The sequence below is a fragment of the Segatella salivae DSM 15606 genome, assembly GCF_000185845.1.
GTDB lineage: Bacteria > Bacteroidota > Bacteroidia > Bacteroidales > Bacteroidaceae > Prevotella > Prevotella salivae.
Map to the genome: position 1 here is coordinate 2,423,667 of NZ_GL629647.1, position 23,673 is coordinate 2,447,339.

Annotated in this window: 15 protein-coding genes and 1 pseudogene; 5 read left to right on the forward strand and 11 right to left on the reverse strand. The window is 42.7% G+C overall.

The genetic code is table 11. The annotated features are described in order from the left end of the window. Positions 1-109 precede the first annotated feature (109 nt). The 3 genes from HMPREF9420_RS09515 to HMPREF9420_RS09525 all read right to left on the reverse strand — a co-directional run bounded on the left by HMPREF9420_RS09515 (position 110) and on the right by HMPREF9420_RS09525 (position 4,669). On the reverse strand, positions 110-1,750 hold the full coding sequence (locus tag HMPREF9420_RS09515; protein ID WP_007135437.1) for a phosphatase PAP2 family protein: 1,641 nt from the start codon (positions 1,748-1,750) through the stop codon (positions 110-112). A gap of 182 nt (positions 1,751-1,932) precedes the next feature. Continuing rightward, positions 1,933-4,281, reverse strand: a complete 2,349-nt coding sequence (locus HMPREF9420_RS09520) for a pectate lyase family protein (RefSeq protein WP_007135438.1) — start codon at positions 4,279-4,281, stop codon at positions 1,933-1,935. A gap of 19 nt (positions 4,282-4,300) precedes the next feature. After that, the gene (locus HMPREF9420_RS09525) at positions 4,301-4,669 is read right to left on the reverse strand and encodes a hypothetical protein (RefSeq protein WP_007135439.1); all 369 of its coding nucleotides are present in this window, start codon (positions 4,667-4,669) and stop codon (positions 4,301-4,303) included. A gap of 322 nt (positions 4,670-4,991) precedes the next feature. Here HMPREF9420_RS09525 and HMPREF9420_RS09530 point away from each other — a divergent pair, with 322 nt between their 5' ends. Both HMPREF9420_RS09530 and ahpC read left to right on the forward strand, forming a co-directional pair. After that, entirely contained in the window at positions 4,992-5,177 is a 186-nt protein-coding gene (locus HMPREF9420_RS09530; protein WP_007135440.1) for a hypothetical protein, read from the forward strand. 245 nt (positions 5,178-5,422) lie between these two features. Continuing rightward, positions 5,423-5,989 (forward strand): alkyl hydroperoxide reductase subunit C, encoded by a 567-nt coding sequence (ahpC, locus tag HMPREF9420_RS09535; protein WP_007135441.1) that lies wholly within the window; start codon positions 5,423-5,425, stop codon positions 5,987-5,989. 479 nt (positions 5,990-6,468) lie between these two features. Here the strand turns inward: ahpC and HMPREF9420_RS09540 are convergent, their stop codons facing one another. From HMPREF9420_RS09540 to HMPREF9420_RS09570, 8 genes and pseudogenes are all read right to left on the reverse strand, one after another. Then, positions 6,469-8,211, reverse strand: coding sequence for a SusD/RagB family nutrient-binding outer membrane lipoprotein (locus HMPREF9420_RS09540; protein ID WP_007135443.1), 1,743 nt, complete (start codon positions 8,209-8,211; stop codon positions 6,469-6,471). Between the two features lie 27 nt (positions 8,212-8,238). Continuing rightward, positions 8,239-9,519, reverse strand: a pseudogene (locus HMPREF9420_RS14955) (TonB-dependent receptor domain-containing protein); the annotation flags it as partial. A gap of 24 nt (positions 9,520-9,543) precedes the next feature. Further along, a complete protein-coding gene (locus HMPREF9420_RS14960; RefSeq protein WP_315969393.1) occupies positions 9,544-11,643 on the reverse strand; it encodes a SusC/RagA family TonB-linked outer membrane protein in 2,100 nt (699 codons plus the stop codon). A gap of 160 nt (positions 11,644-11,803) precedes the next feature. After that, complete coding sequence (locus HMPREF9420_RS09550; protein WP_044079211.1) at positions 11,804-13,174, reverse strand: alpha-L-fucosidase; 1,371 nt, start codon at positions 13,172-13,174, stop codon at positions 11,804-11,806. Between the two features lie 8 nt (positions 13,175-13,182). After that, the gene (locus HMPREF9420_RS09555; RefSeq protein ID WP_007135447.1) at positions 13,183-15,555 is read right to left on the reverse strand and encodes a glycoside hydrolase family 3 N-terminal domain-containing protein; all 2,373 of its coding nucleotides are present in this window, start codon (positions 15,553-15,555) and stop codon (positions 13,183-13,185) included. An 824-nt stretch (positions 15,556-16,379) separates the two neighbouring features. Beyond that, positions 16,380-17,966 carry a mannitol dehydrogenase family protein gene (locus tag HMPREF9420_RS09560; protein WP_007135449.1) on the reverse strand — a complete coding sequence of 529 codons (1,587 nt, stop codon included), beginning with the start codon at positions 17,964-17,966 and terminating at the stop codon, positions 16,380-16,382. A gap of 19 nt (positions 17,967-17,985) precedes the next feature. Then, positions 17,986-19,251, reverse strand: coding sequence for a mannonate dehydratase (uxuA, locus tag HMPREF9420_RS09565; RefSeq protein WP_007135450.1), 1,266 nt, complete (start codon positions 19,249-19,251; stop codon positions 17,986-17,988). 184 nt (positions 19,252-19,435) lie between these two features. Further along, positions 19,436-20,212 carry a DUF695 domain-containing protein gene (locus tag HMPREF9420_RS09570; RefSeq protein ID WP_007135451.1) on the reverse strand — a complete coding sequence of 259 codons (777 nt, stop codon included), beginning with the start codon at positions 20,210-20,212 and terminating at the stop codon, positions 19,436-19,438. Positions 20,213-20,524: 312 nt separating this feature from the next. Here HMPREF9420_RS09570 and HMPREF9420_RS09575 point away from each other — a divergent pair, with 312 nt between their 5' ends. From HMPREF9420_RS09575 to HMPREF9420_RS09585, 3 genes are all read left to right on the forward strand, one after another. Then, the gene (locus tag HMPREF9420_RS09575; RefSeq protein ID WP_044079212.1) at positions 20,525-21,688 is read left to right on the forward strand and encodes a sensor histidine kinase; all 1,164 of its coding nucleotides are present in this window, start codon (positions 20,525-20,527) and stop codon (positions 21,686-21,688) included. 522 nt (positions 21,689-22,210) lie between these two features. Next, positions 22,211-22,405 (forward strand): hypothetical protein, encoded by a 195-nt coding sequence (locus HMPREF9420_RS09580; RefSeq protein ID WP_007135453.1) that lies wholly within the window; start codon positions 22,211-22,213, stop codon positions 22,403-22,405. Between the two features lie 12 nt (positions 22,406-22,417). Further along, positions 22,418-23,653, forward strand: a complete 1,236-nt coding sequence (locus HMPREF9420_RS09585; RefSeq protein WP_007135454.1) for an McrB family protein — start codon at positions 22,418-22,420, stop codon at positions 23,651-23,653. Positions 23,654-23,673 lie beyond the last annotated feature (20 nt).

Below are 23,673 nucleotides of genomic sequence, written 5' to 3' on the forward strand. Positions count from 1 at the left end.
TTGTTTTTTAAAGGATTTGGTGCTTGCGGGCCTCCCGCAAATCGCTTTTTAAAGGATTTGGCACTTGCGGGAAGCCCGCAAACGACTTTTTAGATGGTGAAGGTTGGTTTCAGAAGCAGATGGAGAAGGCCGCTCCAAGAATGGTTTGTGCGCTGCCTTTCTTTTGTGATACCGTGTAAGGGATGACATAGTCGGCGACGTGCTGAATGATTTCTCCGTTGAGTGTCATCGTTTGACTGGCATCTTTAAGGAAGAGGGTGGGTGCATAAGTTGTTCTGTAGGTGCGATGGGCGAAATTATAGTCGAGAAACACCTTCCATGCGATTCTTGATTTATAGGCGAAGGTTGCAGAAAGGCCTGTGCCAAAGAGCATCGCATCGTTGCCGTCTACTTTTAGAAAGTCCCATTTGCTGTAATAGGGCGCTCCATTGGGTTGTGGTGTTCCTTTTATTTCAAATATCGGAATCGCCTGTTTGTGTTGGCTTTCATATTTAATTTCGATATCCTGCTGATGTCCTTTTGCCTCTGCGGTGACGGATATGCCGTCCAAATAGCTTCTGCCGATAAGCAGTTTTGAGCCTAAGGTGAAACCTTTGCTGATGGGATAGTTTAGGTAAAGTCCGCCGCTCCAGCTAAATTCTGCCATGTGGTTGGATTGGATGGTTAGGGTATAGCTGTCTAAAAAGCCAAAGGTTGAGGTCTGCTTGATGTAGTCTTTAGGATATAATGCGTTTGCATCAAAGCCATTGGCATTGCGTGATGTGATCATGAGTCGCCCGCCAACGCCAAGATATTTGTTTAAGAAATATGCGCTTTCGATGCCGACTGCAATGCCTTTTGAAAGGTTTAGTTTCCGTTTCAACATGTCATCGTGCTTTTGCAACACAAGAAGATGTTCGATGATATCTAATTGCTGTTCGGTCAATCCGATTCCCATTTGGATGTTGAAGAAGCCAGGATTGGTGTAGAAGTTGGGTTTATCATCTTTTTCAGGATGCAGCAATCCTTTGTTCTTAAATAATAAATCTCCCAAGGTATAGCCCAGTTCGGTTGACAAAATGCCAATGCCTGCGCCCGAAAAGGTGTCGCTCGCCCAGTGTCTGTTGTTCAAAACGCGCATGCATCCCGTGGCTGTGGCGAGCATATAGCCAGCAACACTATACCAGGGGCTGCGTGTCATTCCGTATTCTTTGTGGAGAATTGTCGCTGCCGCGAAAGCTGTTGCGGTGTGGCCAGAGGGGAAGGAGTTGTAGGATGAGCCATCGGGACGGAGTTCTTTGGTGGAACTTTTTAGCACTTGAACTAAGGTTGCCATGATAGCAAACGAGGCAGTGCCGCTGACGAGATAGCGTTTTGTGTCGCTGCGTCCTTCAACTCCTGCTAATTTCAGCCCCGTAGTGAGTGCGAGTGGAACAAATTGTGTGTAGTTGTCTGCTGTATGATGAAAGTGGGGTTGAAACTTATTGCGTAGTTCTCTGATGTTTTTCCTTTCGTTTCTCAGTGCTATTCCAGCCATAATCCACGGCAGTCCAGTTATCGACAGCGAACTATTCGTTAGGAAGTTATGTTGTTTTGTGTTGTGATTTGTGGGAATATCTATACTATCGGTGGTGTTTTCAACGCTGTCGGTGGCATTCATTAGCTCCGTGGGCGATGGATTTGCCCAGCACGTTAATGCGGTACAAAGAAGGATGATGCTAATGAATGTGCGGTAGCTATTGAGAGATAGAATCGAATTGCCGTATTGCATTTATGGTGATTGAACATTTATGATGCGGCAAAGTTATATAAAAGGTTTGAAAGGGAAAAGGAATCTTTGTGTTATTTTCGTGAAACGAAGGTGTCATTCATGCTTCGTTTATAACTTAACGAAGGTGTGTGTTAAGCATAAAGAAATTGAGCTTAACACACACGTAAAATATAATGGTTCTCTCACTCACCGGTATAGTTGTCTAAGAGTGACTCTAATGCTGGGATAGGCGCATAGTTGCTGTCTTCAATTGCATTATTAAACTTAAATTGAAGCGAGCCATGATTGAGTCGTCCTGCCCCATAGTAGCCCGTAACTTGTGAGGGAACGTCTACAGTTGCATCAGGCGTATAGGAATACATCAGTGAGGCATTGGTGTCAAAGTTATTATAAGTGTTTCCACCTTCAAGTGACTTCACGGAAGAAGGAACCTGCTCTTCGCGCGTGGCCACTTGATAGAAGTCGAAGCTTTTGTTATCAGCCGCATACGTGATAGGGGTGTAATTACTTCCAGCCCCCTGCTCGGTAAAGAGGCTTCCAAATTCTTTTACCATACCGCCTGCCTCTCCCGAGAAAGTGCCTGTTCCCTTTCGGTCAGTTCCTTGCTTAGAGATTAAGATGGGATCTTTCGTGGCTCTAAAGTAATTTTTCTCTGAAAACACGCTTGCTCCCATGGTTGCTCCGATGCCATATTTAGCGCAACCATCATAGAAATTGTTCCAAAGATGCACACTCATTGTGCGGATGCGGGCGTGACGCGAATCGCTATGATCAAACCAGTTGTGATGATAGGTGATGTAGTTTGGGCCAGTTTCATTCTTCATTCCACACATACTTGACTTGCCTGTGTCCCAAAAATGGCAGTGATCTATGGTGATAAATCTTGAATTTGACTTCACATCAATGGCACCATCTCCTTTTGCATGGTCGCCACTTCCAGCCTTTCCGTAGAACACATCAATATGATGAACCCAAATATTTGAATTGTCTGTGTCGAGTGATATGCCATCGTCCATGGCACGCATGATGCCTAAGTTGCGAAACTCTACACTCTTGGCGTTTCTCACTAAGAAACCAAAGCCGTGGATAGTAGCGTCTTCTCCGATTCCTTCAATCGTGATATTGAGTTCACTATTGGCTTTTCTCCCTTTGATTTGGATACCTTCTGCACTACTCTCAAAAGTGTCGGTCTGTCCTGTTTTTATTAATCCAAGCACCCTTATCGCTAATGGCGTAGTGACATTTCCTTTTTGATAAGCATTCAAAATGGCTTGAAGGCCTGTAAACTTCCCACTGCCCAACTGGGCACTAACAGTCTTTGCATTATCCTTATTTACATAGATGACCACCGCGCCAGACTTCAAGGTGCCGTCATTGTTATAGGCGCCAACCCCAGAAAAGTCTTTATGAGCGAAGCCTTCACGGCTATAATTTTTTACTTGCAGGCCTGTTACTTCACTTGAAAGATATTCAACTCCATCTTTTACAGCTGCAACTTTCAAGGCATAGGTGCCCACTTTGAGTCCGGGAATGTCGGCTCTGATATAATCACTATAGGCTCGAATCAATTCCTTATCAATCTTTGTGTAGCCTTCATGCTGTCCTCCTTTCACGTAAACTTGATAGGTTTGCGCGCCATTTACAGGCTTCCATTTGGCATAGGCACTCTCCAACCAACCCTTTGCTTCTGTAATGGTCACGCCTTTATCTACGATTTCGCCACCTTTTCCTTGTTCAGCGGCCTTAGAAAAGACGATATTTGTAACCAAATGAGTATATACATCGCTGAATGATGGGCTATTAACAGAAACCTTTTCATTGTCATCGTCAATGGAAATATCACTTAGTTCTTGCGTATTATAATATTTTGTTTCGCCTTTATTCGTTGTGATGATGGCCTGATTTTGGGTGGTTGAGAAAGCTACGGAATGGTCTGCGCTGAGCGTTCCGCCTGGCTCTTCCTTTTTATTGTCACTCAATGAGCCCGTCAGCTTGAGCGAATAAATGTTGATTCCGCCATCGGTTGTGGTGAAAGTCACGCTGCCATTGGCTGTCACAGTACCTGTTCCGGTGTGTTTATTCGCTCCGTTTACCTTCTCAAAGCCTTTGATGTCGGAAAGATTGGATGGACTTAACGTGCGTGCCTCCTTCTTACTTGCCGATGCATAGACGATAGTCACTTGCTGACCAGCCTTGAGTCCGAGGATGGTTAGCACGACATCTTTTCCATTGAGCTGCAATTCCTTGCCAGCATCTATTCTAATCTTGTCGGCAGTCTTGGCTGTAAAATGTAGTCCTTGCATCATGGTGAGCACCTGTTTATTGGCCATGAGTTCACCATCGGTGATAACTTGGTTATAGGAATAACGCTTCTTTGTACTATCATACTTCCAGTTTTCGGTGTCGACTTTCAGATTTTCTTCATCTGAAGTCGGTATAGAAGTAAAGTCCCACGACTGCGCATAGCTGCCCATACTTGTCCAAGCAAGGAGCAGGGAGAGCAGAATGCTCTTATAAAAAAGTCTTTTCATTTGCTTACGTTGATTTTATTTATTTCACAACCACTTTTTTCCCATTGACGATGTAAACGCCTTTTGATAAACCATTGAGCGTTGTCCCGACATATTGTCCATTGATATTGTATACCCGAGTGTCTACCAACTTTTGGCCAGCAGTTTCAATTTTCTTAATGCCGCCATTCGTAGAATAGGTAAAAGAGAACTGAATCAGTCCCATGTTCTCGGTCTGTTTGCTACCATCGGCATAGACAATCATTGCTTTTTCGCCAGAAAACGTGATTTTCTTTGCACTTTTTCCAATGGTCAAACCATTGATAGTGATGGTTTGTTCGCCTTTTGCCCACGAGCCAACCCAACATACTGATAGGATGATGACAAGTATTAAACGGAGTTGTTTCATATTGATTAGGTTTAATGTTTTGGATATTCATTTGCTTGTCATTGACAAAAATACAAGGAAACTCATAAACTTGTTCGCCTTCGAACCTATAAAATAAACGCAAACGTTTACGAAATGACGACATGATACATAGAGATATTCTTATCAAAAGTTGCAAAAAAAAATAAAGGGAAGGCAATATGTTTCATGACTTAACGTTATTATTTATGTTTTCTAAGGATAAATATCCCTTAAAAAAGGATTGATAGAAATAGAGACGCTATAAAACGAACAATATAGCATAATAACTTTATTTAACGAAATATTAAAAATTAAACAGACGATGGAGAAGAAATATGTTACCCCTTGTACGAAAGCGATAGCTGTTAATATCGAATCAAACTTGTGTGATTTGTCATTTGACGACACACCTGCAGACCCAGGGAATGCTTTGTCAAAGCATAATACGTTTGATTTTGAGGATAATGATTCCATAGATAATACTGCTAATGCAGTTTGGGAAGAATAAATCTTGTTGATTTTTGCTCGTTTGCGGCTCGTGAGGTGTCGTAGACTGCAAACCGAAAAAAAAACAGAGTGTAATAAGAAAAGTTGGGAGGTAGGGATTGGTTGCATATTATCGATATCTACAAGGATTTGTCGTGTAGAAAAGATATTATCTATCGTGCGATAGGTTTTATCTGTTGGAACAAAATAGTTTAAGCATTATCTTTGCATCGACAAATATAATAATTCATTTAATAAGAAAATAATATGGAACCAATTATCAATCAACACGCACCCGAATTCTGCGTGCAGGCATTCCAAAATGGTGAGTTCAAAACCGTTTCAAACAAAGATATCGAAGGCAAATGGGCTTTGTTCTTCTTCTACCCAGCTGACTTTACGTTTGTTTGTCCTACTGAGTTAGAGGACCTTGCAGACAAGTATGAGCAGTTGAAAGAGATGGGTGTAGAGGTATTCTCAGTCAGCACAGATACTCATTTCGTGCACAAGGCATGGCATGATGCTTCAGAAACCATCAAGAAAATCAAGTATACGATGCTCGGTGACCCAACAGGTAGCTTGAGCCGTGGCTTTGGTGTGTATATAGAAGATGAGGGATTGGCTTATCGTGGCACTTTCCTCGTAAACCCAGAAGGACTGATTAAGGTAGCAGAGATTCAGGATAATAACATCGGACGCAATGCCGATGAGCTTGTAAGAAAGGTAGAAGCTGCTCAGTTTGTAGCCACTCACAATGGTGAAGTGTGTCCAGCAAAGTGGAAGAAGGGTGGAAAAACCTTGAAGCCAAGTATTGATTTGGTTGGAAAAATCTAATTCTTTTATCAATCTTGTGCAATAGCTTTTCTTTCGAATGATTTCGAAAACTTATTGACGTAGTGTGTCAATACAAGATTATTCATTTGTTTGTGGCTCGAATGGTGCATGTAAGGCAATCATTTTGAGCCACATTCTTTTTTGTTGTTTTATGCTCCAAATCAGGAGGTTGATTTGCCATTGTTCTTTATAGCGCATGAAAGTGGTGGCAAAACAAGTTTTATCAAAAAAGTGTTTTCCTTTCGGCTCTTTTGTAAACGCAGGCAGATGGGGGCGCAATTACTATCTTATTGCCGTGAGTTTTCATTCATTTTAGCGCATGTTTTCATAGCTTTTAAAATGCCATGTCGTAAGGTCCTCGTCATCAAAGAGATGCCGCTGCCTTGTGCTTTCCTCCAGAAGGGAAAAGGTTTTGGACAATAAAAAAGCATCAGAGCCAAGCCCTGATGCTTCTTTTGAATGAATGGTATGCTCAAATATTAGTGAGAAGTAACCATATTATAATAGTCTTGCGGATTTGCCCAGAAGAGTTTTGTGTAATAACCCGTTGGCTCTTTATACTTCTTTGCAATGACAGCCTGAACGTTTTCGGCGTTGTAGGTGAGCTCATCGCTGGTATAAGGCAGACGATATGCAGGCGTTGGATAGCTGCTTGCCTGTGCATCGGTGGCGAAAGTAACCTTTGGGAAGCCCGTGCGGCGTACCACATTCCACGCTTCTAACTCATTTGTGAAGCTGAAGTTCAACCACAATTGTGTTGCAACAACCTTCTCACTTCCATCCCAAATGCTGTTAGCATAAGCGATAGCCTGTGCTTCTGTAGGTAGTTTTGTCACACGTTTGCCACCATAACTATCGTTGAAATGTGTAGCATCAACAGCCTTGTAGAGGGTGCTCTTGGTTTTAAGATTCTTGTAATATTCGAATGATTGTGCCACACCTTGAACGAAACACTCCTTAGCCTTGGTTGCATTTGCTGCCACACCATAGCCATTCAGGTAACATTCAGCCTTGCTTAAACTAACTTCAGCAGCATTAATCCAGCTGAAGGTTAGATGCTCATTACCTTGATAAGTAGCCCAACCTTGCACAGCTTGTGAGTCAATCACGCAGTAGTAATTAGCGCTTTTGATTCCCAAACTCTGATAAACCTTGATACTGTCTGTAGCCAAATCAGAGATTTCTGTGCTGCTCTTGCTGACGTCATAAGCCACATATCGTCCCATAGGATTAGGGTCGTAGATGAGTGGCAAGCGTGGGTCGGTGTTGGCATTAGGGTAGCCATTTGCGCCAACATTCATTGCATCGAGCATGGTTTGAGAGCCAGAAGAGTTGCCATTACCGCTGAGTGCCTGAGAAACGCTCTTGCCATAATTGAATTCATCGGTTTGAGTATCGGCAGCGACGCCTTGATTTTGGCTGTTGTCGTCAATCAAAGGATAGGTTGAAGGATTCTCCAATATTTCCTTGATAGCAGCCTTTGCATCGCTGACACATTCGCCATGGGTAGCTAAGTGGAGGGCAATGCGGAGACGAAGTGAGTTTACATAGCGTTGCCAAATGTCTGCTTTTCCATCAGCAACTGTGAAGTCTTGGCGCTTCAATGAAGCCAAACCAGTGGCATTGAGATTGCCCGCTGCGAAATAATCACCTACTTCTTTCAAGTCTTTTAGAATTGTTTTGTAGGTTTCTACATCGCTATCGAATACGTCTTTTGCCTTAGCGTCTGCATAGTTACTTGTTTTCCATATTGTCGAAGCACCTGTATAGGGTACATCTCCCCATATAGAAAGCATTTCATGAAGCTGTGCTTGCATGATGGTTCGACCGAGTAAGAGGAATATTTTGTTTGAAGGCTGCTGAGCTTCTTCAAGCTTATTGTAGTTGTCTTCAAGCAAACGATACTGTGTTAGCATGTCATAAAAGTTCTGCCAACGCGTGTTATAATATCCTTCACTGGCTCCTCTGAATCGGCCACGACTATTGGCATTTCCAATAACTCCAGAGTAAAAGCCTGATGTTGTCGATTGAACATAATAGCGATAGTACGCGGGATTCATCCAATTATTGCCTTTATAGAGGATTCCAGTAAATACCTGTGGCACGCCAACGGTTGAGGTTTTACTCGGATCTTCGTATTTAGAATTGAATGAAGAATCGCTACACGACACTGCAGTCAATAGTGTAAGCCCTGCTAAGGCTAATCCAAATATCTTTTTCATATTGTTACTTTATTTACTATATTCATATTAGAAGTTTGCACGAAGCGTTAAACCGAACGAACGAGAAGTGGCAGTTGTTCCGCCAATCTGTGCCTGATAGATCCAGTTTGTACCATCCGTTGCCTCTGCATCAAACAGTTTCAAGCTGCGATAGAGATAGAATGGATTGCGTACATAGGCTGCAAGCGTGAGATTGTTGCAATGGAACTTCTTCGTAAGTAGCTTCGGAAGTGTGTATGCAAATGTTATCTCGCGGCACTTCACATAGCTGTTCTTTTGAATTGCATCGGCATAACTCTGGGTGGCACCTGTGCCCCATCCGTATTGACTATCATTCACTTCGAACTGTGTTACTACGACATCATTCGGTGTTCCGTCTTCTTTTACACCCTTCTGAATAAGTCCGTTGTCCCATACATAGTGGCCATTTATCTTGGTTTCTCCACGCTTATAGTTAGGTACATCAGATGGTTTTACAACATGGATAGAAGTCTTATCTTCTGCCTTATCAGTATCACTGTAGTAATAAATGCCACCTGTTGCAGCATCACGAACACCAACTGCATCGGTGATATTACCTGCATCCATCATATATTGCCATGGCAAGTTGAGTACATCTCCACCGATACGGAAGTCAAAGTTGAATGTAAGTGCGAAGTTCTTATAGCTTAACATGCCACCGAAACCACCTGTAGCCTTAGGCATAGCATTGCCAACTTTGTGACGTACAGACGTATCTGTGATGTAAAGACCATTGGCTCCAACAAGTTTGTTGCCTTTATCGTCTGTCTTATATGTGTATGCATACCAGTCACCCATAGCCTCTCCAACGTGTGATTCTAAGCTTGCTGCACCATTATCACATGTCATGTGTGACAATACATCAAGGCCATCAGCGAGCTTCTTCACCTTGTTTCGGTTGAAGGCGGTATTGAAATTCAAGTCTAATCTCCAGTCTTTTGTCAAGAGAGGTGTACCATAAAGGCTGATTTCTAAACCGGTATTGGTCAACTCACCCACGTTCATCAACATGCTTTTTGCACCCATTGATGAAGCCGAAGTGGTTGTAAGAATCTGGTCTTTAATGTCATTGTAGTAGTAGCTGAGCTCCATTCCAAGTCGGTTATTGAGCCATTTGTTCTCAAGACCGAGTTCATATTCATGCTTACGTTCAGGCTTAATGCTCTCATTACCGATATTGGTTGGTACGAAGTTGTAAGTGTAAGTGCTCGACCGAGTGATAGTTCCTTGGCTGAAAGCCATATTGGCTAAGTAGATAGAAGGAGCATTACCTACAACACCATAAGATAGGCGAAGCTTTCCATAAACCCATCAAGTAGGTTTCTTTTCCTTTAATAACTCTGTATAAATAACGCTACCACTGACTGAAGGATAATAGAAAGTGTTGTTTCCTTTCTTTAGGGTTGAAGTCTTTTCTTGGCGGATTGTGCCTTCAAGATAGAGCCAACTGTCATAGCCATAGCTTCCGGTGAGGAAGAGACCTGTGCGAAGTTGATCCTGTTTATCCATGTCGGCACCCTTTGTTCCCACTGAAGCGTTGAGGTTGAACCAGTTCTCTTGTGTCAAACCTTGATTCGTTCGAACAGCTGAAATGTAGTAATCTTCACGACGACCTGTCCATCCTGCACTGGCTGTTATGTTATGTTTCAGGTTGAAAGTCTTGTCATAAGTCAGCATGATATCACCGTAATAGATGCGATAACGGCTGTTAGAAAGCTTGTAAACATCATCATATTGGCCGTTGGTAGAGAATGAATGTGCATTTGAAGTATATTCTTTATTCTCTATCTTTTCAGTCGTCATGTCTGTTGCTATGCGTCCACTGAGCGTAAGACCATCCATGATTTTCCAAGTAGGATTAACGGCTCCCATGAATCGTTCGTGGTTAACGAACTCATTGTTACGGAATACTTTCCAGAAATATTCACTGATAAGTGAGGTTGATCCCATAGGACTATACAAGAAAGTCTCGTCAGGAGTCATCGTGTTTGGTGAGCCACCATTAATCTGAGCAATACCATTCAGGTAGCCAAGACTGGTGACTGTGTGGTCGCGGATATAGGCAATATCTGTAAATCCGCCAAACATTCCCGAGTAGTTATTGGTTAATCGGCTGATACGATAAGGTCTATTCTTGATGCGTTGAGGTTGATAACTTACTGAGTAGTTGAGTTTGATGTCGTTGGTAACGTCGAAAGCTCCCGTCAAGTTAAAGTTATGACGGCTGTTTTCTGAGTTATACTGCATCGAACGAGTCTGATTATACGTATAAGAGAAACGCACATTGTTACGTTCTGTGCCGTTTGTTATCGCAATGTTATAGTTCTGATTCACACCCGTACGGAAGATATCACCCCATTGGTTGTGGTCGATCGGACTATAATTACGTGTAGTTCCATCAAAATAGGTTATTGATTTACTTGAATCATAGGCTGGACCATAGTTGTAAATTGTAGGGCGTGGTGTTGTAATTGTATTGCCTGCACGGTCCTTATATATCTTGCGTAATCCCGTAACGGCTTCTTCTCCATCGCCTAATGCCCAGTTATCATAGCCGGGACCAAACTTCTTTTGGATGTCGGGCATATATGCAACCTTGTCAAAACCAATGCTTGCATTGAAGTCAATGTGAGTGCCTGTGCCTCTTGATGCGGTTTTCGTCGTGATCATAATAACACCATTTGCGGCCTCAGAACCATAGAGAGCAGACGCTGCAGCGCCTTTCAAGATAGAGATATTCTCAATGTCTTCGGGGTTGATGTCTACCAAACCATTGGCTGCAATACGTTGGTTTGACCAATAGTCATTGTTGTTTACATTACCATTGTGAATTGGAACACCATCTAATACCAATAGCGGTTGGGTGTTACCTGTGATAGATGACAAACCACGTACAGAGACAGAGATGGCTGAATTGCCTCCAGGCGCGGTCTGAATCCTTACACCTGAGGCCTTACCATATAGACCTGTGGCAATGCTTGGAGAGCCTGTACGGTTCAAATCGGCTGCTCCAATGGAGCTTACTGCGTAACCTAACTTCTTGGAATCTTTCTTAATACCAAGTGCAGTCACTACAACTTCATCAATGTTCTGGCTTCCTTCGTCCATGACAACATCAATATTCTTCCGGCCTTTCACGTCAATGGCCTTTGTAGAGAACCCGATGTAGCTGAACTCCAACGTTGATGAAGCCGCACATTTGATAGTATAGTTGCCATCAACATCAGTGACTCCGCCTGAAGAAGTGCCTAAAATCTTCACTGTAGCGCCTGCAATAGGCTCGCCGGCCTGGTCTTTTACACAGCCCTTCACCACGAAATTCTGAGCATAGGTGACGACTGTGAACAAGAGAAACAAGGCCATCAAAGATATTCTCTGAATACTTTGATAAAAACATTTCGATTGTTTCATCTGAATAATAGGTTTAGAGTTTTGCATATTGTATATAGCGTTAAAAAATTGTCTGTGGTCAATGAAACTTTATTGTCGCACGAACGATAAACTCATTTGAGTCAAATCGTGTGCTAAAGTCCTTCATTTCATAGCGTGTTTTGCGTGTAATGGTGTTGTATTATAGGTTTAATTGCAAGGCGAAAGGTTCTGCTTTCATCCCTTCTGGCAGTTTAATGGTCACCTTCCCATCGTTGGTTTTTGTCATTTTTAGCCTCTTGTTTACTCCAAGGAGCATAACACTTTTGGGAACATTGGTATGCCATGACAGGGTCGATGGCATTTCTTCGCCGTCTGAAAGGGCGTAGATGGCATAGCGTTGACGCCCATTTTTATCGGCTGTAAACCATAGCTTTCCTTCCTGATAATAGGGCGTTGGCACTGTGTTATAAATGGCTTTGCCATAGCGTTTCAGCCATTGTCCAATACTATCCAACCTACATGCTGCTTCTTTTTGAATGCGTCCGTCTGCCGTAGGCCCAACGCCAAGCACAAGGTTTCCACCTTTTGCTACAACCTCTACCAAGGTGTTGATGACCTTTGTCGCCGACTTCCAAACAGGATTCTTTACCCATCCCCAATCGTTTGACAGCGGAATACAACTTTCCCAAGGGTAGTTGAGCTGTTGTTCAGGAATAGTTCGTTCGGGGGTTTGATAGTTTTCATAAGGTCCATGAATGGTTCTGTCAACGATAATCAAGCCCGGTTGCAGTGCTCTTGCACGCGAAGCAATGCGTGGCATATTGATATCTTGCCCGTTTTCCTTGCATACCCATCCGCCATCGAGCCACAGAATATCCACCTTTCCATAGTCTCGCAGCAACTCTTCTGTCTGGGCATAGACAAAGTTCTTAAAGCGGTTCCAGCGCCAGGGCCATTGCTTGATGTCATAGTTAACATTGCGTCCGCGTTTAATGGGATAGACATCCCACCAATAATCCTGTGAATGCCAGTCGGGTTTAGAGTAATATTCGCCCACCATAAAGCCTTTGTTGCGGAAAGCTTGAAGCACATAGCGCAGTACATCGCGTTTAGGATTGTCGCGAAAAGCATGTTGGGCTATCGTGAAATCGGTTTGTTTAGAGTCATACATGCAGAAACCATCATGGTGTTTTGTTGTGAACAGCATATATTTCATCCCTGCTTTGTCGAATGTTGAGGCCCATTGTTCGGGGTCAAACTTTGTGGGATTGAACGTGTTGGATAGGCCCCAATACCATGCTTTGTATTGATCGTAGGTCTTTGTTGTGTCGCGTGTAATCCAGTTTTCATCGCAAATAGACCATGATTCCACAATACCTGGAACAGCATAAAGCCCCCAATGGATGAGCACTCCAAACTTTAAGTCTTGCCATTGCTTTAGTTTCTTCACCACAAGAGGGTCTGTTGGCCACTCATAGGTTTGCGAACGCTCATACACATCGCCTTGTGCAAAGGCACCATGTGCACTGATGAGCATTGCGATAGCACAGATTATTTTCTTCAAATTCATTATCATTCTTATTTATATGGTGGTGAAAGTGTCTCAGCTTCGGTCTGTATGACGGCATGAAGTGGTAGCTTGTTTGACGCACCTCCTATGCCGATGTCAATAGATCGGGCTTCAACAACAGACTGCATCTCGGCATTAATGAGGGAGAAGTCTTTGGGTTCAAGGTCGAAGGTGACGCATTTTGTCTGTCCTTTGGGGATAAAAATGCGCTTAAAGTGCTTCAATTGAAGCAATGGTTGCACTACACTTGCCACCTGATCATGCGTGTAAAGTTGTGCCACTTCCTCACCATCCGTGTCGCCAGTATTGGTGATTTCAAACGAGATACGATAGGCGTTTCGCCCTGTTTTCTCTGTTCTCATCTTGTCATAGCTGAAAGTTGTGTAGCTCAGTCCATAGCCAAACGGATATAAGGGAGCTGCACTCATCTCCACATAGTCATGGGGTGAGGGCATGCGTTTATTGTAGTAGCAAGGGAGTTGGCCTACACTGACGGGCACACTGATAGGCAATCGTCCCGCAGGATTAATGTCTCCGAAGAGTACATCGGCTATCGCTTGCCCACCTTCTTGGCCGGGATAGTAGGCCGTTAGCAAGGCATCAGCGTGTGTTGCCGCCCAGTTTTTCTGTAAAGGACGGCCTTCTATATAGACAACGACAAGCGGTTTGCCTGTCTTTTTGACGGCTTTCAGCAACTCTTCCTGGCGTCCTGTCAAGGTCAACGACGCACGATCATAGCCTTCTCCCGATTCCATGTCACTCACAGTTGAGGCATTTACCATTGCCGCCCCAGTCGCTTGATAATCTGTTTTGAAGTCACGTGCACTCGAACCTCCTACAACTGCAACGACAACATCGGCCCATTTTGCAGCTGCAACGGCTTCATCAATGTTGCTGTTTGCCGTGTCTCGGATGGCACATCCTTTCACATAGCGAAGTTGTGCCGCAGGAATCTTTGTCTGAAGTCCCATCAACACCGTCTTCACATGCCCTTCTTGTTGCGGTGCAGTGTAGTCACCGAGCATGTTATATACGTTGTTTGCGTTCGGTCCTACTAAGGCAATTTTGGCCTTTCTCTGTAGCGGCAGGCACTGATTTGAGTTTTTCAACAATGTGATGAGTTGTTGGGCGGCCTTCAATGCCAAGGCTTTGTCGGCCTCGTTATCAATCGTTTTTGCCTCTGCGGCATTGACATAAGGGTGTTCAAAGAGTCCCATCTCAAACTTCATGCGTAGCACTCGCGCGCAAGCTGAATCGATATCATGCTCTGTTATCCATCCTTTCTCTAAGGCTTCTGGCAGTAGTGCATAAGCGCGTCCACCCAAATCTATGTCTACTCCGGCTTTTAATGCCATCCCACCTGCCTCTGCCAAGGTGTGCGTTACATGGTGGGTGTGCCACAATCCGTCAATACTATAGAGGTCAGAAAGCACAAATCCCGAGAAGTTCCAACGTTTCCTTAGCACGTCATCATAAAGCCATCGGTTGCCCGTTGAAGGCACTCCATCCAGTGAATTATAGGAAGTCATGACCGAAGTTGCCCCAGCTTGTATAGCTTTCTCAAATGGGAGTAAGAAGTTTTGGCATACATCTCGCAGTCCACCTACTGTCTGACAGCCGTTTTGTCCGCCTTCGGTTGTGCCGTAACCCACAAAGTGTTTCAACGTGGGTATTGTCGCATGGGGTTGTGAATGCTTGCCTCCGCCGAGTCCTTTCACCATAGATGCACCGATAACGGCAGTCAAAACAGGGTCTTCTCCCATACATTCTTCCACACGAGACCAACGTGGATCACGCGTCAAATCAAGTACAGGACCGAAGCTGATATGTGCTCCTTGTTGTCTGATTTGACGCGCGATACACTGTCCTATGGCTTCAGCGAGCGTATTGTTCCATGTGGCTGCCAACCCTAATCCCGTTGGAAATACCGTTGTTCCGATAGCCATGTGCCCATGAGGTGCCTCTTCTGCCAAGAACAAGGGTATGCCAAGACGTGTGTTTTGAATGGCATATTGCTGCAGTTTGTTGGCAGTTTGCGCTGCCAGATAAGGCGTTAATCCGTTTTCTAAGCTCTTCTTTGTCCAAGGATCAGCGCGGAAAGTGGCCCATAGCATACCGATTTTACCTTCTGCAATGTCTTTCTTGAACGTGTCGGAAAGTTCAATCTGTTGTCGATTTCGAATGTAGTAGTCCCATGCCAGCATACACCTTAGCTGGCCGATTTTCTCATCTAATGTCATGCGACGAAGCAAATCAGTCACTCGTTGGGCTGTCGGCAGCTTCTCATTTTGATAGGGGAAGTGTCCTTTTGCTTTCAGGTTTAAGCATAAACCACAAGCCATAAGCAGCAGAACGGTGACGTTGCATCGCGCGATTTTCATAATGTTGATTTGTGTTTTGATAGTTCTCAGCGAATTTAAAGTGTAAACAAGAGATTTAGAGAGTGTGACTTTTGGGACTACCTACATTGCCATTGTCATGCTTTTTGTGGCATGCGATGGACTTGATATTGGTTCATGACGTCATGATTCATGCGGTCATGGATTGTTTTTTTCTTAGGTTTATAGGTCATTCAATCATGAATTGATAGTTTATTCATGGTGTGCTTCCCAATGACGGATAACGTTCTGTGTCTTCTGATAGCGTTCATGGTCAGACAAAGTGCGTTGAACATAGGTGGAAATGCACACAACTATTTCGGTGGTAAAAGTAGTAATAAGTTTTGATAAAAGCAAGTTTTTGTTTTAATTATTTAATAAATTTTGTGTTTTCACTTTTTTGTTATCGGCTGTGTTGCGTTATTTCATGGGTAAAAGAGGCGTAACAGCGATGCCGATTTTGCCTTTTCTTATCGTGATTTGAATGTCATGGGATTATGGGTTGCCCCATTTCAAATGCTTGTTGTTTTCATGTTATGGCTCATGGAATTAGCGATGAATGAAAGAAGGAAAATCCTTTGTTTCGTGCTTTGTTTTTGTTTTATGGTTATGGTTAGGTTATTTGCGGAGTCGTTTGTGGCATTTTACCGCATGATTTGCGTCATTTCATCGCGTTATTCATGCCATATTACGGCATAATTTGTGTGAGATTGTTTTTTCATTCCTTTCTATTGAAAGAGTGTTCTATATTATAAGGTAGGAATATAAAATGCAATCCGCGCCACATCTACTTTGGAGGTGCGGCGCGGATGGTTTCTTTTCAGGCGTTATCTTGCCATGACATAGCGGTGGAGAGTAGTGCGAACGCTGCCCTTTCCGGCAAAGAGCGCTTTAACAGCAGCCTCAATCTGTGGCCCAAATCCAGCCTCATAAAGGTCTAATCCAAAGACATCTTTGCGGCTGAAGAGTGCTTTCAAACAGCTGAAATCTTGGTTCTCATGACCTATTTCAAGTGGTGACACCATGGCTTGAAGTTCATTTAACAACGGATCGGGAGAGGGATTGAATGGCTTTCCCTCGTCATCTATGCCCTTCAAATAGCGTGCATAAGCAGCCAATACCAATGGAATCAAGACGAGATTTGACTTATCTAAGCCGCGCTTGATATACTTTTTGATTGTCTCACCAAAGCGGATGGCTAACTTTTGTGACGTATCCATGGCGATGCGTTGAGGCGTATCGGGCATGAACGGGTTAGGCAATCGCTTGTTGATAAATACACCTATGAACTCATAAGGATTGAGAATGCCCGGATCAACGACTACGGGCATGGCCTCGATATAGCCAATTTTCTGAATCAAACAACGGATATCAGGGTCTGTAATCTCTGCAGAGATGAGGTCATAGCCTAACAAACAGCCGAAGATAGCCATGGCAGTGTGAAGTGGGTTGAGGCAGGTGGTGACCTTCATTGTCTCTACCTTGTCGACCGTTTCACGCGAAGTGAACAGCACTCCGCCAAGTTCAAGGGGCGGACGGCCATTGGTATAGTGGTCTTCTACAATGAGATATTGAGTTTCTTCGGCATTAACGAAAGGCGCAGTAAACGTGTGTCGTGCCGTTTCTATATAGTCGTTGTCTTCAAATCTGTCAGCTTCTAACAGCGCTTTCACCTTTGCATGTGGGCGAGGAGTAATCTTATCAATCATCGACCAAGGGAAAGTGACTTTGCTTTCATCCTTTAAGTAGTTGACAAACTCCATGGAAACGAGGCCGTCTTTGGCCCAACGTTCGGCGTAAGCGAATACACCTGCCTGGAGTTTACTACCATTATGTGAGCAGTTATCCATGCTTTGGAGCGTTACAGGCAGTCTTCCGGCTTTGTAACGCGCGTGGAGTAGAGCGGTGACCTTGCCCAAAGCAAGCTGTGGGTTCAGTCCACGTGCAAGGTCGTCTTCATTGAAGTTGTAGCCTTTTTCCGTGATGGTGAACGATACTAACTGCAGGGTTGGGTTGCAGAAGATGTCAATCAGTCGTTTCCAATCAGGCAGTTGAGGGTCTGCTTTGAGGGCTTCGGTGACACTGGCGATAACCTTTTTTTCAATTTTTCCCGTGGATTTCAGACTTACCAACAATGAAAGATTGTCGTAAGGTGTATAGGCTTTGTCGATAACTTCATAGTCGAAGGTCTCAGCAACAATGACTCCGCGGTCATATTTGCCTGAGTTTAGGGCGTCGTTGAGTAGTGCTGCCGGAAAGGCTCGAAAGATATTACCGCCTCCAAAGTGTATCCACGTAGGCTCTTCAAAGGTCTTTTGGCGAACAGCTTGAATGTCAAAACGAGGTAGTTCGTAGCCTTTGTTCTCCCATTCTGCGGCATTGTAGTGACTATTTAATAGCGTTGTTAGTCTCATGATGATAGAAATTTTGAAGTTAATCGAAGAATCCCGGTTGATGATAACTTATGCCTTGTTCGTTATCTACTGTTGCAATGACGCCTTGAAGCTGTCCCATGGCAAACATACGGCCTAAGAAACTATAGCCCGCATTATAGCCTTTATCTTCATCTCCAAGCATAGTCATGCCATGATCTACACGCATCGGCAGTCTCGCAACATGGGGATTGTCTCGCCGTTGCTGTTCTTCTTGCTCGAAAATACGGCATAATTCAATGATGTTTGCCCTGCCTCCGAGGTGACTTGCCTCTGTAAAGTCGCCATTGGGGAACACATAACAGCTGCGCAAATGCACGAACCAAGTGCGATTAGCATATTTTCTTGCAAGCTCTGGTAGGTTGTTTTGTGCACCCGCTGAAAGGCTTCCGGCACAGAAAGTCAGGCCATTGTGCTTGTCGTTAACCGCATTCAAGAACCATTTTATATCGTCATCGCACGTCACAATGCGTGGAAGTCCGAGGACTTGAAAGGGTGGATCGTCGGGATGTACACACATATACATGTCACCTTCGTTGCAAACGGGCATAATGGCACTAAGGAAATAGCGCATGTTTTCACGTAGTTGGTCTTTGCTTATGCCGTCATAGAGGGCAAGAAGTTTGCGGAACAATGCGACAGGATGCTTGTCACCTTCCTTGAAATTGCCACTAACAAAGCCCTGAGTCTTAATGACTATGTTCTCAACGAGGGCGTGATCTTTCTCTGGTGTCATTGTCTTGGCCAATGCATCAACCTCTTTGAGGATGTCACGCCCATTGGGTTTGCCATCAGGACCAAGCACTTTAAAGGCTGCCCAACTCTCTTTTGCCCCCTCACGCTTAAGGATATGAATGTCGAAATAAGCAAATTCGGGGATAGAAAAGTAAAGATTGCTGCTGCCGTTTGGGTTTTCATGCAACAAGTTTGTACGTGCCCAATCGAGCACAGGCATAAAGTTATAGCAGACGATATGAATGCCTTCAGCAGACAGATTGCGTAGACTCTCCTTGTAAACTTCAATCTGTTGGTCGCGATCTGGGCCTCCATACTTGATGGTTTCAGTCACAGGAAGAGACTCTACGACGCTCCAGCGCATGCCAAAGCTTTCAATGTAGGTTTTAAGTTCATGGATTTTCTCTCGTGTCCACACTTGACCCAGTGGCACATCATGTAGGGCTGTGACAATACCTTCAATGCCAATCTCTTTCAACATGGCAAGGGTTATCTTGTCGTTTTTGCCAAACCATCTCCAGGTTCTTTCCATATTATTTTAGGTTTAACGTAATAATATCTTTATTTTTCATTGATTAAAGCACAAAGATAGCTCTTTTTGATTTAATCAAAGATTATTTCATGGATTATTTATGCTTACAAAATGGGTGTGGTTTTCAATGAGAAGGTGGTATAACAAAAATGAGTTTAAAGGTGCATGTGGTGCACCTTTAAACTCAATCTGTAGCGACAGGGCTCTCCCATCCATCGTAATCACCGCCTGCTGCCTCTGCCGTGTCTAATAGATATGAGGTGACATGGTGGATGTTATTGGGCACATCTTCGCGTGAAACGCTAATCATTACGGGATATTCTTCAGTCTTTTCATACCGCTGTGAAGTCTTTTTGAATCCTTCTTTCTCAACAACAGTGATGAAATTCTTGGCAGAATCTTCATTCTTAAAGAAGATATAATGATCTATTGGGCGTGACTTGTTGGAATTATCATGGTGTTCTTGCAGTGTCTGTAATACCTTGTTGTTCTGTATTTCCTGCATAGCATACTTGTCAGGATATAGCGTTCCAAAGTAAGTTTCCCATGCTTTGTCTTCATTTTCAGCGAGCTTGAACTCGTAATCTGGAAATAACTTTTTCAGCTTTCCAATGAGTTTGTTTCCTACATCGCCTGCTTTCTTCACATAAAAGATAAAGTTTAAGCGATTATTCCCTTTCACTAAACCTGCATCAATGGCATCAACTTGCTTCAGTAATTCAATGAAAGCATCTTCTATTTTCCAAAGCGTTGTGTTTTCTTCTTGGCTTGGTAATCCGCTTTCTGTAGTCTCTTTGCAACATACTGACAATTGAATCCGGTGATGATATCCATTGTAAGGGGCGTTGTTATAGAGTGCCAGATTGACGCGAGTAATAGCAGGTTTCTTCTCAAGATCTTGCATATACATGCCCCAGTCCTCTGGTACTTTAGAGTGGATAATGTTTTTTAGAAGTGTCATTTTATATTTGTTGTTGAGTGATTGTGTTTGTTATGTCATTGAATTTGCATCCAACACACACTAACAATTTATTTAATTTCAGATTTCGCAAAGTTAGTTGATTGCATTGTAATTTGCAAATTAAAGCGTAAGAAAAATTAAATTGAAGTATAGGATATTTGCAATTGTGTTATGTTTCATTCAAAATTATCTCTTTTTTTATACCAAAATTGGTCTGAATGGTCACCTGGTTATGAATATATTCGAATGTAAATATAATGTCTTGTGAGTCACTTGAAACAATAAATCATGTTGAATCGCGTTTTTTTTGATATGAAATGGACTTCCCATCTGCGTCAAATACGCATTTTGTTCATTATTATTGCCATGATGATAGCCTTGGCTTCTCTGGTAGTTTCGCATCTTTTGGTCAGCGATTTGGCCAAAGAAGAGACTGCGCGTATGGAGGTTTGGGCCGAAGCAATGCGCTCGTTGAATGCAGCAGATGAGCATACTGACCTCTCGTTGGTACTCAAAGTAATCAATGAAAATCATACCATTCCAGTAATAGTCATGACTCATCAGGGGAAGATTCAAACCTATCGGAATGTGGATTTGAAAGGAAAAACGCACAAAGATAGCCTTAACGACGCTATCAGTCAAGCCAAAAGGATGCGTGCCGAGGGGCATGTTATTCGTATTTTGTTAGATAAACATCGTGAATATATAGATGTTTGTTATGACGAATCATTGCTGTTGCGTCGACTTTCATGGTATCCTTATGTGCAACTGAGTGTGGTGTTGCTCTTCGTTTGCCTTGCCCTGTTTGCCCTGTTGACGCTAAAACGCGCCGAACAAAACCGTGTTTGGGTTGGGTTGAGCAAGGAAACGGCACATCAACTCGGTTCACCCATCTCAAGTTTAATGGCTTGGATGGAAATCATGAAAGAGAGTTATCCTGATGATTTGTTGCTGCCTGAGATGGAAAATGATGTGAAACGACTGCAGCTTGTGGCTGATCGTTTCTCGAAAATAGGCTCACAACCCACACTCGAAGCTACGGACTTGATGGTTGTGTTGCGCCGAGTCATGGCCTATATGCAAAGCAGAACGTCGCACACGGTAGTCATGACACTTCATGACTCGAATGAAAAGGTGATGGCAAACCTTAATGTTTCGCTCTTTGAATGGGTCATAGAAAATCTTTGTAAGAATGCCGTTGATGCCATGGAAGGCTGTAATGGGCACGTCGATATTTGCGTTTCAGCGAGTGAACGAACGATAATTATCGACTTAACAGACACGGGAAAGGGCATTCGAAAAAAGGATTTGAAGAATGTTTTTAGGCCAGGTTTTACAACAAAGAAACGCGGATGGGGACTTGGTTTGTCGCTAACTCAACGAATAGTTGAGGACTATCATCGCGGAAAAATATTCATTAAGCACTCTGAAGTGGGGCAGGGCACGACATTCCGCATCACACTTCCACGGCCTTAAACACACAAATCATTTTGTCTTTCATCACAAATCCCTTTTTGAAGTCCCTTCTCATGCTTTCTCATCTCATTCATTTTACCTTGTGATTTGATGCACTTTGTCTTGTGTTTTGACTGATTTTACGTCGTAATTTGATTCATATTATTTTGCTCTTTAATAAGGTATAAAATGCGTTTGATTGTAGATTTACGAGTAGAATCATGTTCTTTTTGATGATGAATGTGATGCATATAGTTTCAATCAAGACGAAAGGGCATGGGAGAAGCTATATTCATAGAGGATGAAAACCTATTGTTGAGGAGAAAGAATAATGTGCATCGTTGAGTATTATAAAAATAAATTATTATCTTTGCAATGCGTATGAGATAACGTTTTGTCGTTATTGCTGTGAGAAATGAAATGCCTTTATGTGATGTAATCATAGAAGATAATCTAATAGGTATAGCAAATTACATGCTGAGGCTAATTCATGTAGTGGCTGATTATAAATGATTCTATCAAAAAAATATATTAAACTTTGCGATGAAAAATATTCAAATCATAGAAAAACCAAAAGGAACATCCAGCTGTGATATAGGAATCAGTGTGGATGAATGGCAGGAAATATTGACTAATCCACAAATAACAACAGAGAATTATCGTGAGGCTTTGTTGGCTTTCTATCGTGAACCAGAACATAAAGCTAATACTATTATAGATTATGTTGAGGATATATAAAAACCAAAGGAAGTGAAAACATCGAAGTATCAAGCATATATTGATTTGTTGAAGCAAACACATAATCTCGTGCTTACAGGCGCTCCAGGTACGGGGAAGACTTATATGACTCGGAAAATTGCAAAAGAAATGGGTGCCGAAAGCATGTTTGTGCAGTTTCATCCGTCTTATGATTATACGGATTTTGTAGAGGGTTTGCGCCCAATTGATAATGGAGAAGGACATATAGTCTTTGAAAGAAAGGATGGAGTCTTTAAGGAATTTTGTCGTAAGGCAGTGCAAAACCTGATAGATTCTTCAAAGAGTGTTGAAGAACTTAGTGATGAAACGTATTGGAAGATGCTATTAGAGGAGTTTGTAAATGATGCTATTGATAATGCCACAACATTCAAAACGGTGAATGGTTCCGAATTTGTTATTACAGGAATGACAGAAAGTTATGTCTCGATTCTTAATGAACAGAATGCTAAAGCATCAATACTTAACGTTAGTATACATGAGATATTAACTCTGTTGTTCAATGAAATTACGCTTGAATATGTGCGTGATATTCGAAAATATTTCGGCAGAATGTTTGGTACACAGGCTGATTCTTATACATTTGTTATAGTAAAAAAGATAAGAGAAAAACATCAAAGTGCAAGCGCAAACAAGGTTAATCAGAAGCATAGTAGTAGGATACAAGAACGAGATTACGTGTTTATTATTGATGAAATCAATCGTGGTGAGGCTTCAAAAATATTCGGAGAATTGTTTTATGCCATTGATCCTGGTTATAGAGATGATACGGATAATCCCGTTCAGACGCAGTATCAGAATCTTATTCCAACGTCAGATGTGTTTGCAAAAGGCTTCTATGTGCCAAGAAATGTCTATATCCTTGCAACGATGAATGACATTGACCGATCTGTAGAAAGCATGGATTTTGCGATGCGAAGAAGGTTTACTTGGAAAGAAATAAAACCTGAATGTACGGAAGATATGTTAGATAATCTTGGACAATCTTTGGCTGATAGCGCAAAAGAAACAATGCATAGACTGAATAATGAAATTGTAGCTACAGATGGTTTAGGTGCTGCTTATAGTGTAGGACCAGCCTATTTCATGAAGATAAAGGATTTAAAAGGAGATTTTTCTGCGCTTTGGAATATGAATATTGAACCTCTTTTGCGGGAATATTTGCGTGGTTTCAGAGCAATAGATGATATGATGGAGAAGTTCAGAAAAGCCTTTTTCAGAGAAGGTTAGATGAGAAAGATGGCTTCAGA